16 protein-coding genes are annotated in these 14,250 nt (G+C 74.0%); 1 reads left to right on the plus strand and 15 read right to left on the minus strand.

Going from position 1 to position 14,250, the window contains the following annotated elements; all coding sequences use genetic code 11:
* Window positions 1–37 precede the first annotated feature (37 nt).
* The 11 genes from trpC to QUG92_RS09410 form a co-directional block, all read right to left on the minus strand.
* Window positions 38–838 carry an indole-3-glycerol phosphate synthase TrpC gene (gene trpC / locus QUG92_RS09360; RefSeq protein WP_182047356.1) on the minus strand — a complete coding sequence of 267 codons (801 nt, stop codon included), beginning with the start codon at window positions 836–838 and terminating at the stop codon, window positions 38–40.
* A gap of 11 nt (window positions 839–849) precedes the next feature.
* On the minus strand, window positions 850–1,089 hold the full coding sequence (locus QUG92_RS09365) for a DUF6704 family protein (RefSeq protein WP_182047340.1): 240 nt from the start codon (window positions 1,087–1,089) through the stop codon (window positions 850–852).
* A complete protein-coding gene (locus tag QUG92_RS09370; protein WP_289458822.1) occupies window positions 1,086–1,847 on the minus strand; it encodes a Trp biosynthesis-associated membrane protein in 762 nt (253 codons plus the stop codon). Before QUG92_RS09370 ends, QUG92_RS09365 begins: the two co-directional genes overlap by 4 nt.
* Window positions 1,844–3,388 carry an anthranilate synthase component I gene (locus QUG92_RS09375; RefSeq protein WP_182047338.1) on the minus strand — a complete coding sequence of 515 codons (1,545 nt, stop codon included), beginning with the start codon at window positions 3,386–3,388 and terminating at the stop codon, window positions 1,844–1,846. Before QUG92_RS09375 ends, QUG92_RS09370 begins: the two co-directional genes overlap by 4 nt.
* A complete protein-coding gene (gene hisI, locus QUG92_RS09380) occupies window positions 3,385–3,816 on the minus strand; it encodes a phosphoribosyl-AMP cyclohydrolase (protein WP_289458823.1) in 432 nt (143 codons plus the stop codon). Before hisI ends, QUG92_RS09375 begins: the two co-directional genes overlap by 4 nt.
* Window positions 3,817–3,841: 25 nt before the next feature.
* Window positions 3,842–4,639, minus strand: a complete 798-nt coding sequence (gene hisF, locus QUG92_RS09385; RefSeq protein ID WP_223246477.1) for an imidazole glycerol phosphate synthase subunit HisF — start codon at window positions 4,637–4,639, stop codon at window positions 3,842–3,844.
* Window positions 4,636–5,475: an ATP phosphoribosyltransferase gene (gene hisG, locus QUG92_RS09390; RefSeq protein ID WP_289458824.1), complete on the minus strand. Its 840-nt coding sequence runs from the start codon at window positions 5,473–5,475 to the stop codon at window positions 4,636–4,638. Before hisG ends, hisF begins: the two co-directional genes overlap by 4 nt.
* Window positions 5,476–5,550: 75 nt before the next feature.
* Window positions 5,551–5,814, minus strand: coding sequence for a phosphoribosyl-ATP diphosphatase (locus QUG92_RS09395; protein WP_058726551.1), 264 nt, complete (start codon window positions 5,812–5,814; stop codon window positions 5,551–5,553).
* A gap of 113 nt (window positions 5,815–5,927) precedes the next feature.
* Window positions 5,928–6,587, minus strand: coding sequence for a ribulose-phosphate 3-epimerase (gene rpe, locus QUG92_RS09400; RefSeq protein WP_069710804.1), 660 nt, complete (start codon window positions 6,585–6,587; stop codon window positions 5,928–5,930).
* 48 nt (window positions 6,588–6,635) lie between these two features.
* Window positions 6,636–8,138 carry an RsmB/NOP family class I SAM-dependent RNA methyltransferase gene (locus QUG92_RS09405; protein ID WP_289458825.1) on the minus strand — a complete coding sequence of 501 codons (1,503 nt, stop codon included), beginning with the start codon at window positions 8,136–8,138 and terminating at the stop codon, window positions 6,636–6,638.
* Window positions 8,135–9,067 carry a methionyl-tRNA formyltransferase gene (locus tag QUG92_RS09410; RefSeq protein ID WP_182047334.1) on the minus strand — a complete coding sequence of 311 codons (933 nt, stop codon included), beginning with the start codon at window positions 9,065–9,067 and terminating at the stop codon, window positions 8,135–8,137. Before QUG92_RS09410 ends, QUG92_RS09405 begins: the two co-directional genes overlap by 4 nt.
* 93 nt (window positions 9,068–9,160) lie before the next feature.
* Here QUG92_RS09410 and QUG92_RS09415 point away from each other — a divergent pair, with 93 nt between their 5' ends.
* Window positions 9,161–9,616, plus strand: coding sequence for a DUF4383 domain-containing protein (locus QUG92_RS09415; protein ID WP_182047333.1), 456 nt, complete (start codon window positions 9,161–9,163; stop codon window positions 9,614–9,616).
* A gap of 106 nt (window positions 9,617–9,722) precedes the next feature.
* Here QUG92_RS09415 and QUG92_RS09420 read toward each other — a convergent pair whose 3' ends face one another.
* From QUG92_RS09420 to gmk, 4 genes are all read right to left on the minus strand, one after another.
* Window positions 9,723–11,774 carry a primosomal protein N' family DNA-binding protein gene (locus tag QUG92_RS09420; protein WP_289458826.1) on the minus strand — a complete coding sequence of 684 codons (2,052 nt, stop codon included), beginning with the start codon at window positions 11,772–11,774 and terminating at the stop codon, window positions 9,723–9,725.
* A 9-nt stretch (window positions 11,775–11,783) separates the two neighbouring features.
* Window positions 11,784–12,998: a methionine adenosyltransferase gene (metK, locus tag QUG92_RS09425; RefSeq protein WP_069710800.1), complete on the minus strand. Its 1,215-nt coding sequence runs from the start codon at window positions 12,996–12,998 to the stop codon at window positions 11,784–11,786.
* Window positions 12,999–13,003: 5 nt separating this feature from the next.
* Complete coding sequence (gene rpoZ / locus QUG92_RS09430) at window positions 13,004–13,267, minus strand: DNA-directed RNA polymerase subunit omega (protein ID WP_022906709.1); 264 nt, start codon at window positions 13,265–13,267, stop codon at window positions 13,004–13,006.
* 61 nt (window positions 13,268–13,328) lie between these two features.
* Window positions 13,329–14,222: a guanylate kinase gene (gene gmk / locus QUG92_RS09435; RefSeq protein ID WP_069711360.1), complete on the minus strand. Its 894-nt coding sequence runs from the start codon at window positions 14,220–14,222 to the stop codon at window positions 13,329–13,331.
* Window positions 14,223–14,250: the final 28 nt, after the last annotated feature.

The following is a 14,250-nucleotide window of genomic DNA, read 5'->3' on the forward strand; positions in this document are numbered from 1 at the left end:
CGTGCCCGGTGCGGGACGGCCGGTGGGGACGGGTCGGTCAGGAGCGCGGGCGGCCGAGGCCGTCCGCTGCGGCGATGAACGACGCGAGGGTGGCGGCAGGGTCGGCGCCCGTGACGAGCGCCTCCCCGACCAGGACGACGTCGGCACCCGCTGCGCGGTAGTGGGCGACGTCGGCGGGACCGGCCACGGCCGACTCGGCGACGCGCACGACCCCGTCGGGGATGCGGTCGGCGAGCGAGCCGAACAGGTCCCGGTCCAGCGAGAAGTCGGTGAGGTCGCGGGCGTTCACGCCGAGGATGCGGGCTCCGGCGTCGAGGCCGCGCGCGACCTCGTCACCCGAGTGCGCCTCCACGAGGACACGCATGCCGAGCTGCTCGGCGAGCTCGTGCAGCTCGACGAGCTGCCGCTGCTCGAGCGCGGCCACGATGAGGAGCACGAGGTCCGCACCGGCAGCGCGGGCCTCGAGCACTTGGTACGGGTCCGCAATGAAGTCCTTGCGGAGCACCGGCAACGCGACGCGCGCCTTGACGGCCTCGAGGTCGGCGAGGCTCCCGAGGAACTTCCGTCCCTCGGTGAGCACGCTGATCGTCGAGGCTCCGCCACGCTCGTAGTCGGCGGCCAGGGACGCGGGGTCCTCGATCGCGGCCATCGACCCGCGCGACGGGCTCGCGCGCTTGACCTCGGCCAGGACCTTCACCCGGTCACCGGGGGCCAGGAACTCCAGGGCGTCGAGCGGCGAGGCCACCCGGTCGAGGTCGCGTTCGACGTCGGAGACCGGGCGGTCGAGGCGACGCGTGGCGGCGTCCTCGAGCGCGCCCGCGACGAGGGTCTCGAGCACGTTCGGCACGACTACTCCGCGTGGTGCTTGGCGACGTACTTCGGGCCGTCGACCCCGTAGCCGGCACGCTTCATGACCGCGCCCACGACGAGCCCGATCACCACGACGGCAGCCGAGGCCCAGACGCCCCACGCCATGTCGAACCAGAAGAACAGCGTCCCGGCCGCGAACCCGATCAGCATGATCACGACGGCGGTCCAGGCGGCGGGCGAGTGGCCTTCGCCGAGTTCTGCGGGCTCAGTGTTGCTCACGGTGCTCCTCGTTCTGCTCCGGCGCCGTCGTCCGATCGGCGCCGGTCCGATCCTACCGTGTCGGCCGTGGGCGACTCCCCCAGCGCGCCGTCCGGACCGGTGGTGCCCCCGACCGGCCGGGCAGCGCCCGGCCCGGTGTCGACGGTGCCTCCCGCGGTCGGGTCGGCTCCGGCGCTCAGGTCGTCCCAGTCGGTGATCGCGTCGCGGTGCTGCGGCGCGGCGGCCCGTGCGTCCGCCGCCGCTCCCGCCGTGGCGGCCGCGTACTTGCGCGTCGGGCCCGGCCACGACCGCTGCACGACGAACACGAGCACCCCGAGGAGCACGGCGAGCACCCCGCCCGCGATGCCGACCGCCGGCCAGACCGTCACGTCGACACGCTCGACCACCTGGCGCACCGCCGCGGTGTCGCTGACGCCGGCGACCTCGCCGACGGCGCCCTTCGACGCACCCACCGGGTCGGTCAGTGCCCCCACGCCGGTCGCGACGACCGCGATGCCGAGCAGCACCTCGACCGCGGCGAGCACGACGCGGAGCACCCGTCCGGCGATCGTCAGCGCCAGGAAGAGCGCCAGGCTCGCGATGGCGAGGGCCGTGTACTGCGGCACCACCGCGGCACCGTCGGCGACGACGCGCGGCACGACCGCCGTCCCCGCGTGCAGGTGCACGGTGAACCAGGTCTGCGTCCACGCGAGCATGACGATGCCCGCGACCGCCAGACCGGCGACGACGACGAGCGGACGGGACCGCGAGCGCTTCACGACCGGACCTCGCGCATGCGGTTGGCGGTGGCGACGGCCCGCAGCGGGGCGGCCGCCTTGTTGACGGCCTCGACGTGCTCGGTGTGCGGGTCCGAGTCGGCGACGAGACCGGCCCCGGCCTGCACCCGTGCGACGCCGTCCTTGATCAGGGCGGTGCGGATCGCGATGGCGAGGTCGGCGTCGCCGGCGAAGTCGAAGTACCCGACCACACCCGCGTACGCCCCGCGCTTCGCCGGCTCGAGCTCGTCGATGATCTCGAGCGCGCGCGGCTTCGGCGCCCCGGACAGCGTGCCCGCCGGGAACGTCGCCCGGAACACGTCGATCGCCGATGCGCCGGGACGGACCGAGCCCTCGACGCTCGACACCAGGTGCATGATGTGGCTGAACCGCTCGACGGTCATGAACTCGGTGACCGCGACGGTCCCGGGACGGCAGACCTTCTGCAGGTCGTTGCGCGCGAGGTCGACGAGCATGAGGTGCTCCGCGCGCTCCTTCGGGTCGGCGAGCAGCTCCTCGCCCAGGCGGACGTCCTCGACCGGGGTGCCGCCACGGGGCCGCGACCCGGCGATCGGGTGCGTGATCGCCCGACCGTCCTGCACCTTCACGAGCGCCTCGGGCGACGCGCCGACGATCCAGAACCGCTCGTCGTCGGTGTCCGCGAGCGCGAGGAAGTACATGTACGGGCTCGGGTTCAGGGTCCGCAGCACCCGGTAGACGTCGAGCGGGTCGGCCGTGACGTCGTGGTCGAACCGCTGCGAGATGACGACCTGGAAGACGTCACCGTCGCGGATGAAGTCCTTCGACCGGGTGACCGCCGCCATGTAGTCGTCGGGCGTGGTCCGGTGCCGGGGCGTCGGCTCGGCGATCTCGAACGCCTCGGCGACGGTCGCGGCGCTCGGCTGCACGAGGTCGGCCTGCATGCGGTCGAGCCGCGCCTGGGCGTCGTGCCACATCGTGTCGGACTCGTCCGTGCCGTCGTTGAGCACGCTCGCGACGAGCAGGACGAGGCCCGTGCGGTGGTCGAGCGCGGCGAGTTCGGAGACGAAGGCGAGCGCCTGGCCCGGCACGTCGAAGTCCGCGGGCGGCACGCTCGGCAGGTGCTCGAGCTGGCGCACGGCCTCCCACCCGATGAAGCCGACGGTCCCGCCGACGAGCGGCGGCGTCCCCGGCACGCGGGGGGTCGCCCAGCGCTCGTGCAGACGGGCGAGCACCTCGAGCGGGGCGCCGTCGAGCGAGTCGACGGCGCGGGACGCCGGGATCCCGGTGTCGATCCAGGCGGCGCGGTCGCCCTCCTGCGTCAGCACGCCGAAGCTCCGGACGCCGACGAACGACCACCGCGACCACAGGCCGCCCTGACCGGCGGACTCGAGCAGGAACGACCCCGGACGACCGTCCGCGAGCTTGCGGTAGACGCCGACCGGCGTTTCGCTGTCCGCGTAGAGGGCGCGGACGACGGGGACGACCCGGTGGTCGGCCAGCAGGCCGTCGAACTCCGGACGGGAGGTCGTGCGCGGCTCCTCGGAACGGGTCGCGGTGCTCATCGGGTCCCCTCCACCACTGCGGTCGCGTCCGCGGTGGCGGTCGCGTCCGGCGCCGCGCCGGGTGCGGACGCGGTGACGGGGTCGAGCGGGTCCACGTCGAAGCAGCGATGTGCCCCGGTGTGGCACGCGGCGCCGACCTGGTGCACGGTGACGAGCAGGGTGTCGTCGTCGCAGTCGAGCGCCGCCCCGCGGACGTACTGGGCGTGCCCGGAGGTGTCACCCTTGCGCCAGTACTCCTGCCGGGAGCGCGACCAGAAGGTCACCCGTCCCTCGGTGAGGGTGCGGCGGAGGGCTTCCCGGTCCATCCAGCCGAGCATGAGGACGTCCTTCGTGGACTCCTCCTGCACGATGGCGGGGAGCAAGCCGTCCGCACCGAACCGCGCGCGGTCGAGGACCGCGTCCGTGCTGGTGCTGGTGCTGTCGGTCATGAGGCTCCTAGCCTACGGCGGACGGTCAGCGGACCGGGTGCCCGGCCGCGCGCAGCGCGTCCTTGACGTCCCCGATGGTCATCTCGCCCCGGTGGAAGACGCTCGCGGCGAGGACCGCGTCCGCACCCGACTCGACGGCCGGGGCGAAGTGCTCGACGCGCCCCGCGCCTCCCGACCCGATGACCGGGACCGGGGACACGGCGCGCACCGCGGCGATGAGCTCGAGGTCGAACCCCTCCTTCGTGCCGTCCGCGTCGATCGAGTTGACGAGCAGCTCGCCGGCCCCGCGCTCGACGCCCTCGCGCGCCCAGGCGATCGCGTCCAGGTCGGACTCCGTGCGCCCGCCGTGCGTGGTGACGACGAAGCCCGAGGGCATCCGGTCGCTGCGCTTGACGTCGAGCGACAGGACGACCGCCTGCGCCCCGAAGCGGTCCGCGATCTCGCCGACCAGGGCCGGGCGCGCGATCGCGGCGCTGTTCACACCGATCTTGTCCGCACCGCACTGCTGCAGGCGCGAGACGTCGTCGACGCTCCGGACGCCGCCGCCGACGGTGAGCGGGATGAAGACCTGCTCGGCCGTGCGCGTGACCGTCTCGTACATCGTCGCGCGGTTCTCGACCGTCGCTCCGACGTCGAGGAAGGTCAGTTCGTCCGCACCCTGCTCGTAGTACCGGGCGGCCAGCTCGACCGGGTCGCCGGCGTCCTGCAGGTCGAGGAAGTTGACGCCCTTCACGACCCGGCCACCCGACACGTCGAGGCACGGGACGACCCGGACGGACACGCCGCCGGCGATCCCGGCGGCTCCCGTCGTCGGGGTGCTCACAGGCGGGCTGCGTGGATCGGGCTGACCAGGATCGCGCGGGCGCCCAGGTCGTACAGCGCGTCCATGATGAGGTTGGCGTCCTCGCGCGGGATCATCACGCGGACCGCCGACCAGTCGCGGCCGTGCAGCGGCGAGACCGTCGGTGACTCGATGCCCGACGCCACCGCGGTGGCCTGCTCGAGCAGGTCCGTCGGGATGTCGTAGTCGAGCATCACGTAGCCGCGGGCGACGAGCACGCCCTGCAGCCGGCGACGGAGGACGTCGATGCCGGGGATGGTCTCGTCGGTCGAGACGAGCAGTGCCGTCGACTCGAGGATGACCGGGCCGAAGATCTCGAGGCCCGCCGCGCGGAGGGTGCTGCCCGTCGAGACGACGTCGGCGACCGCGTCGGCCACACCGAGCCGGACCGCGCTCTCCACGGCGCCGTCGAGCTTGACGAGCTCCGCGGTGACCCCGTGCCGGGCGAGGAACTCCCCCACCAGACCCGGGTAGCTCGTCGCCACGCGCACGCCGTCGAGGTCCTGCAGCTCGGTGAACCGGCCGGGCGTGCCGGCGAAGCGGAACGTCGAGTCGGCGAACCCGAGCGCGTCGACCTCGTGCGCCGCGGACCCGGAGTCGAGCAGCAGGTCGCGGCCGGTGATGCCGACGTCGAGCGCACCCGACCCGACGTACGTCGCGATGTCGCGCGGCCGGAGGAAGAAGAACTCGACGCCGTTGCGCTCGTCGAGCAGGTGGAGCGCCTTCGGGTCACGGCGACCGGCGTACCCGGCCTCCCGGAGCATCTCGGAGGCGATCTCGGACAGCGAGCCCTTGTTGGGCACGGCAATGCGGAGCATCAGGGGGTCTGCTTCCTGTTGGAGGTCGGTGACGGCTGCGGGTCGCAACGGCGCCGGAGCGCGCGTGGCGGGTGCCTACAGATGTCGCCAGACGTCCGCCGGGGTGAGCCCCTTGGCGACCATGAGCACCTGGAGGTGGTAGATCAGCTGCGAGATCTCCTCCGAGGTGCGCTCGTCGCCCTCGTACTCGGCCGCCATCCAGACCTCGGCGGCCTCCTCCACGATCTTCTTGCCGATCTGGTGCACGCCGGCGTCCAGTTCGGCGACGGTGCCGGAGCCCTCGGGGCGCGTGCGCGCCTTCTCGGTCAGCTCCGCGAACAGGTCGTCGAACGTCTTCACGGGGACCAGGCTACCGTCCTGCTCGGGTCCGGCGGACGCACCGTCCGGACGGGAGGCGCTGCCCGACCCCGCCTCGTCGGTCGGGTCGGTCGTCGGTCGGCCTGCGACGGCGGTCACGCGCGGGCCGCCGCGGCCGCCTCGCGCAGGTCCGCGATGCGCTGCGCCGGCTCCCCGCCGTACACGGCGGAGCCGGCCACGAGCGTGTCGGCGCCGCTCCGCACGGCCTCGGGCACGGTGTCGACCGCGATACCGCCGTCGACCTCGAGCCAGACGTCGAGGCCCGAGGCGTCCACGGCGGCGCGGGCATCGGCGAGCTTGGGCATCACGGACGGCATGAACGACTGGCCGCCGAAGCCCGGCTCCACCGTCATGAGCAGGATCATGTCGTAGGCGTCGAGGTGGTGCAGGACCTGCGTGATCGGCGTGCCGGGCTTCACGGCCACGGCGGCGCGGGCACCGTTCGACCGGATCGCGGCGGCCGTCGCCACCGGGTCGTCGGCGGCCTCGAAGTGGAAGGTGACGCTCGAGGCGCCGGTCTCGGCGTACTTCGGCGCCTGCGTGTCGGCGTCCGTGATCATGAGGTGCACGTCGAGCGGCACCGGCGAGACCTCCTGCAGGCGTTGCACGATCGGCAGGCCCAGCGTGAGGTTCGGCACGAAGTGGTTGTCCATCACGTCGACGTGCACCAGGTCGGCGCTCTCGATGCGGTGCAGCTCCCGCTCGAGGTTCGCGAAGTCGGCGGACAGGATGCTCGGCGAGATGCGGATCGTCACCCGGCAACCCTACCGATCCGTCCCCTCGCAGGCCGCAACGGACGCGGGTCAGGCGGTCCGGCGGAACAGCGCGACGAACATCGCGTCCGTGCCGATCCGGTGCGGCCACAGCTGCACCGTCCGACCGTCGGCGACCTGCGGGTCCCGCGCCGCGACCGCGCGGACGACGCCGGCGGTGTCGAGCTGCTCGAGCACGTCGCCGTGCCGCGCCATCAGGGCGTCGACCTGGCCGCGGGTCTCGGCGAGGTGCGGCGAGCACGTGACGTACGCGAGCGTGCCACCGGTCGCGAGTGCCCGGACGGCGGCGTCGAGCAGCTCCGCCTGCAGCGCCGCGAGCTCTGGGACGTCCTCCGGCTGCTTCCGCCAGCGCGCCTCCGGTCGTCGGCGCAGCGCCCCGAGCCCGGTGCAGGGAGCGTCGAGCAGGATGCGGTCGAAGCGCGCGTCACCGGGTCTGCCGAACCGGCGGCCGTCGCCCTCGACGACGGACACGACGTCGTCGCCCGCCACGGTGGCGAGTGCCTTCCGCACGAGGCCGGCCCGGGCGGGGACGAGCTCGTTGGCGACGAGCGTCGCGCCGGCCTGCGCGGCCTCGGCCGCGAGCAGGGCCGCCTTGCCGCCGGGTCCGGCGCACATGTCGAGCCACCGCTCCCCCGCACGCACGTCGGAAGAGCGGGTGAGCGCGAGGGCCGCCAGCTGCGAACCCTCGTCCTGCACGCGGAGTCGACCCGCGGCGACGCCCGGCACGCGCGCGGGGTCGCCGGCCGTCCCGCGGATGCCCACCGGCGAGACCGGGCGGTCGTCCGGCTCGTCGTCGGCGGCACGGACGGGAGGCTCGTGCCCCGCCGCGTCGTCGGCGTCCGTGTCGCCCGCGGTCGGCTCGGGCGGCCGCACCGCGGTCCGCAGGTCGTCCTCCGTCGCGAGCCCCGGCAGCGCCACGAGCTGCACGCGCGGCGCGACGTTGTCGGCGGCGAGCAGCGCGGCGAGCTCGTCGCGCGAGCGTTCGGCGGCCAGGGCGTCCCGGAGCGCCGCCACGACCCACGCCGGGTGCGACCACCGGGTCGCGAGCAGGGCGTCGCCGCCGCGGCCCGCCGTGACGAGGGCGTCCCACTCGTCGTCGGTCTTCGCGGCGACCTTGCGCAGGACGGCGTTCACGAAGCCGGTGGCCCGGCGGGCGCCGACCTCACGGGTGAGCTCGACGGTCGCCGACACCGCGGCGTGCGTCGGCGTCCGCATGCCGAGGAGCTGGTGCACGCCGAGCCGCATGACGTCGAGCACGTCGGACTCGATGTCGTCGACCCGTCGGCCGGACGCGACGCCGACGATCGCGTCGTACCGGCCGAGCATCCGGATCGAGCCGTAGGTGAGCTCGGTCGCGAAGGCGGCGTCGCGGGCGGACAGGCCGGCACGGCGGATGCGGGTCGGCAGGAGCAGGTTCGCGTAGGCGTCGTCCACCTGCACGGCACGGAGGACGTCGAAGGCGACCCGACGCGCGCTCACCGTCCGTGGGCCGCGCTGGCGGTCGTCGGGGCGCCGGGCGTGCGTGCCGCTCACGAGAGGACCTTCCCGTCGAGCGGACCGAGCCCGCGGGCCCAGGCCGCGGCGTCCATCGGCTTCTTCCCCGCGGGTTGCACCTCGAGCAGGGCCAGGGGCTCGTCGGCGGTACCGACGACCAGGCGTCCGTCGACCAGGCCGAGCGCACCCGGGGCGAGGGGCGGGGCGGAGGAGGGCGTGCCTCCCGACCGACTGCTGCGGAGCAGCTTCACCCGCAGGTCGCCGAGGTGGGCGTACGCGCCGGGCTCGGGGGTGACCCCGCGCAGGTGCGCGTGGACGGCCACCGCGGGTCGGTCGAAGCCGACGTGCCCGTCGGCGATGGTCGTCTTCGGCGCGGTGGTCGGCTCGCCGACCTGGTCCGTGGCGACCGCGGTGCCGTCCGCGAGTGCGTCGACCACGCGCAGGACGGTGCCGGATCCGGTCTCGGCCATCGCGGCGAGGACCTCGCCTGCGGTGGCCTCGGGGTCGATGTCGAACGGGTCGCTGGCGTACACCGGGCCGGCGTCGAGGGCCTCGACGAGCTGGAACACCGTCGCGGCCGTGCGGGTGTCGCCGGCCATCACGGCGCGCTGCACGGGTGCGGCGCCGCGGTACGCGGGCAGGGCGGAGAAGTGCAGGTTGACCCAGCCGAGCCGGGGGGCGTCGAGGGCCGGGCGGCGCAGGAGCGCACCGTAGGCGACGATCACGCCGAGGTCCGCCCGCAGGTCGACCAGCTGCCGGGTCACGGCGTCGTCGACGCGGGTGGCCTCGACGACGGGCAGACCGAGTTCCTCGGCTACCTGCGCCACCGGGGTCGGCGTGAGCACGCGCTTCCGGCCCTGCGGGGTCGGCGGACGGGTGAGCACGGCCGCGATCTCGTGGTCCGAGGCCGCGAGACGTCGGAGGGTGGGGACGGCCGCAGCGGGGCTGCCGGCGACGACGAGGCGCATGGGTTCCATCGTCCCACGGCCCGCGCTGTCCGACCGACGCGCCGGTCGTGCGGCTGCGGACGGACCGCGAGGTTCCTGCGTATCGTCTGTGACATGAGTGACGTCACCACATCCACCAACCGCTACGCCGGGTCGTCGATCCAGAAGGTCGCGCTCGTCGTGGGCATCGTCTTCCTGCTCGTCGGCATCGCCGGGTTCGTCCCGGGCCTGACCACCGGTGAGCTCGGCGGCGCGGGACACGCGTCGATGGGGATGCTGCTCGGCATCTTCCAGGTCTCGGTGCTGCACAACATCGTCCACCTGCTCTTCGGTGTCGTCGGGCTGCTCGCGGCCTCGCGTGCCTCCGGGTCGCGCATGTACCTCGTGCTCGGCGGCGTCGTCTACTTCGTGCTCTGGGTCTACGGCCTGTTCACGGCCGGCACGATGTCCGGCGCGAACTTCGTGCCGCTGAACTGGGCGGACAACTGGCTGCACCTCGTGCTCGCGATCGGCATGGTCGCCCTCGGTGTCGTCTTCCCGCGGGAGCGCCGCCGGCCCGCCGGCGCCTGACCGCCGGTCCCCCTCCGCGACACGCAACGTGGGCGGTTCCCCGCAGCGCAGTACCGCTGCGAGGGACCGCCCACGTTGCGTCCTGCGAGACACGCGCTCGCGGCGGTCAGACCTCGGTGAAGGGCTCCGCGTCGTCGAGCCGCACGCGGAGCGTCGGTGCCGCCCGGCGACGGTTGCCCCCGGGGAGCACCCGTCGCGTCGACGAGCGCCGGATCACCTCGGCCTTGAGCGTCGCCGCGACCTCGGCCCCGTGCGCGTAGGGGAACCGCACGATGGCCCGGACGGTACCCGGCGTCGGGTCGTCCGGCACCGGCACGGGTCCGAGCACGTCGCCGACCGTCGCGTCGCCGAGCGCCTCGACCGCGGCGGTCACGGCCTCGTCCGTGCCGGTCAGCGTCGCAACCCGGACCGCCGGCGGGAAGTGCAGGGCACGGCGGTCGACGAGTTCGTCGTGCGCCGGACCGTCCAGCCGCCAGAGCGCCATCGCCGTGGCCAGCTTGCCGCCGATGCCGACGAGGTACACCTCGGCCCCGGGTGCGCCCTTCGCGGCGGCACCGGTCCAGAAGCGCAGGACGTCCTCCTGCACGCGGAGGCCCTCGCGCGCCAGCATCCGCTCGCCGTCGAGCAGGAGCACGCAGGCGTAGCCACCCGGAACGTCGGGCTCCGCCCCGCGGGTGGCGACCACGACGGACGGCCGCGCCGGCACCTCGTCGAGCGGTCGTGACCCGTCGGCGACGACGATCCGCGTGCCCGGGAAGGCCCGGCCGAGCTCGTCCGCGGTGCGCTGGGCACCCTGGCCCACCGGCTTCACGGTGCCGTTGCCGCACGTCGGGCAGCGGAAGCCGACCGCGAGGGCACCGCAGAAGCGGCACTGCGGTGTCGCGTCCCGGTGCGGCTGGCCGAGCGGTCCCCCGCAGATCCGGCAGTGCGCACGCTCCCCGCACTCGGCGCAGACCAGACCGGTGCCGAAGCCGGGGCTCGCGACCTGCACGAGGACGGGACCGTGCTGGCTGGCCTCGCGCGCGGCGCGCCACGCGGTGCTCGGGATGCGGGCCTGCGCGGCGAAGCCCTCGGCGCCGCTCTGCTGCACGGTCGGGATCACCTTCGGCGTCGCGACGCGGTACGGGGTCACGTCGTCCAACCACTGCAGCTCGACCAGGCGTTGCACGTCCGTGCTGCGCGCGTGCGAGACGAACAGGAGCGCCGCGCCCGACTGGGCGGCTCGGACGAGGGCCACGTCGCGGGTGTGCACGTAGGGCGCCCGGGGCTCGACGAACGACGCGTCCCCGTCGTCCCACACCGCGATGAGGCCGAGGTCGGTCGCCGGTGCGTACATGGCCGTGCGGTTGCCGATCGCGACGACCGCGTGCGAACGGGCCTGCAGCAGCGCCTTCGCCCGTGCGCCGTTCGTCTGCTTGGCGTCGAAGCGCACGACCCGCTCGGCGGGCAGCACGGCGAGGAGCGCCCGCTCGAGGTCGGTCACGTCGCGGAAGTCGGGGACGGCGACCACGGCGGACTGCTCCGTGGCGACGGCGCGTGCCGCCGCCTGCGCGATCGTGGCAGCCCAGCCGGGGACCCACACCGCGGCGGTGTCGTCGGCGGATCCGGCCGTACCGGCGGGACCGGCGGCGCCGTCCACACCGGCGGCACCGGACCCCGCTGCCGGGGTGAGCGCCACCGGGTGCGGCACGGCGGCGACCGCAGCGCGACCGCGGTCGGCGACCAGGGCCTCCAGGACGCCCTCGGCGTACCCCGTGACGGGCGGCGCGCCGACCGCCGGGAGCGACCACCCGGGGTCGCGGGCGAGCCACGCCTTCTCGGCGCGCACCTGGCGCGGCGGGACGGCGAGCCGCAGGACGTCGGATGCGACCCCCGCGGCGCGGTCGGCGACCGCCCGCGCGAGCGTCCAGACCTCCGGCGCGAGCACCGGCACCGGCGAGACGACCTGCTCGACCTGGCTGAGTTCGCCGGGCCAGTCCCCTTCGGAGACGACCTCGACGACGTACGCGTCGGACATCCGGGCGCCGGTGCGCAGCGGCACCTTGACGCGCACCCCCGGCACGCAGTCGTCCTCGAGCTCGGCCGGCACCCGGTAGTCGAACAGACGGTCCAACTGCGGGAGCGGCGAGTCGAGGACGACGCGCGCGACGGTGGTCACGCGGTGTGCCTAGACGGCGGCGGCGACGAGTCCTGCGGCGGCGCGGAGTTCCTCGACGCGGTCGAGCTGCTCCCAGGTGAAGCCGGGGAGCTCACGGCCGAAGTGCCCGTACGCGGCGGTCTGGGCGTAGCGCGGCTTGAGCAGGTCGAGGTCGCGGATGATCGCGGCCGGGCGCAGGTCGAAGACCTCGGTGATCGCCGCCTCGATGGTGGCGTCGTCGACGTGGCCGGTGCCGAACGACTCGACGTAGAGCCCGACGGGCTTCGCGCGGCCGATGGCGTACGCCACCTGCACCTCGAGCCGGTCCGCGAGTCCCGCGGCGACGGCGTTCTTCGCGACCCAGCGCAGGGCGTAGGCCGCCGAACGGTCGACCTTCGACGGGTCCTTGCCGCTGAACGCGCCGCCGCCGTGCCGGGAGGCACCGCCGTAGGTGTCGACGATGACCTTGCGACCGGTGAGGCCGGCGTCGCCCTGCGGGCCGCCGATCTCGAAGCGGCCGGTCGGGTTCACGATGACGTCGACGTGCGACGAGTCGAGGTCGACCAGGTCGAGCACCGGGCGGATGACGTGCTCGGTGATCTGCGCGGTGAGCTCGTCGAGCGTGACCGCCGGCGAGTGCTGCGTGGAGAGCACGACGGTCTCGACGGTCTTCGGCACGACGCCGTCGTAGCCGACCGTGACCTGCGTCTTGCCGTCCGGGCGGAGGAAGTCGAGCACACCCGTCTTGCGGACCTCGGCGAGCCGCTCCGCCAGGCGGTGGGCGAGCCAGATCGCGACGGGCATGTACTCGGGCGTCTCGTTCGTCGCGAAGCCGAACATGATGCCCTGGTCACCGGCACCCTGGCGGTCGAGCGGGTCGACCCCGGCGCCGGAACGGCTGTCGAGTGACTCGTCGACGCCCTGCGCGATGTCCGGCGACTGCGCACCGATCGACACCTCGACCCCGCACGTGCGGCCGTCGAAGGAGACCTCCGACGAGTTGTAGCCGATGCCCGTGATGACGTCGCGGACGAGCTTCGGGATCTCGACGTAGCCGGAGGTCGTGACCTCGCCGGCGACGTGCACCAGACCCGTCGTCACCATGGTCTCGACGGCGACCCGCGCGTGCGGGTCGGCCGCGAGCAGGGCGTCGAGGATGGTGTCCGAGATCTGGTCGCAGATCTTGTCGGGGTGCCCCTCCGTCACCGACTCGGACGTGAAGAGGCGCAGGTTGGTGCTCGTCACCGCGGTCAGTCGGTGGGCTGCTGCTGCTTGGTGACGGTCAGCTTGTCCTCGTTGATCTCGTGCAGAGCAACGGACAGCGGCTTGTCGTCGATCGTCGAGTCGACGAGCGGGCCGACGTTGTCGAAGAGCGACCCCTCGTGCAGGTCGGCGTAGTAGTCGTTGATCTGACGAGCACGCTTCGAGGCGAAGATGACGAGCGCGTACTTCGACTCCACCTTGGCGAGCAGGTCGTCGATGGGCGGGTCGATGATGCCCTGGGGGTTGGCCATGGGGTCCTCCTCGGTCGGCGGGCGTCGGGGCGCGCGGGTGCGCGCGACGCGGGAGCACCCGTCAGGGCGCAGAGAACAAGTCTACGACCTCGCGTGCCGCGGTGCCGACATCGGAGTTCACGATCCGCACGTCGAACTCGTCCTGCGCGGCGAGTTCCACCTTCGCCGTCTCGAGACGACGCGCCTGCTCCTCGGCGGACTCGGTGCCGCGGCCGATGAGCCGGCGGACGAGTTCGTCCCAGGTCGGGGGCAGCAGGAAGACCAGGACGGCCTCGGGCATGGCGTCGCGGACCTGGCGTGCGCCCTGCAGGTCGATCTCGAGCATCACCTTGTCGCCGGCGTCGAGCGCGCGGTCGATCGGCGGACGCGGCGTGCCGTACCGGTACGAGTTGTGCACGACCGCCCACTCGAGGAGCTCGCGGTCACGGATCATCCGGTCGAACTCGGCGTCGTCGACGAAGTAGTAGTGCACGCCGTCGACCTCACCCGGACGGGGCTTCCGGGTCGTCGCCGACACGCTGAGGTTGACGTCCGGGTACTGCTCGCGGATGTGCGCACTGACGGTGCCCTTGCCGACCGCGGTCGGTCCGGCGAGGACGACGAGCTTCGACGCGCCGCGCTTCCGGCCGCGGGCGGCGAGCCAGTCGGCCAGCGCGGTCCGCTGGCGGCTGCCGAGCCCACCGAGGCGCTTCGACGGCGCGATCCGCAGCTCGCCCATGACCGCCTCGGCACGCGCCGGGCCGATGCCGGAGATGCTCGTGAGCAGGTCGCGGACCCGCAGGGACTTCTCCGCCGGCAGGTCGGCGTCGGTCCAGGCCGCACGCGCGACCTCGAGGGCGCTGCGCTCCCCCGAGGCGACCTGCGCCTTCACGGCGGCGCGGGCGCGACGCGCGGCGACCGCGGCCCGGGCGGCGGCGACGCGGTCGACCTCCGGTGGGTTGCGGTGCGCCGGCAGGTCGCTGCGGTCCGGGACACCGGCAGCG

This window comes from Curtobacterium citri, assembly GCF_030362955.1.
GTDB lineage: Bacteria > Actinomycetota > Actinomycetes > Actinomycetales > Microbacteriaceae > Curtobacterium > Curtobacterium citri.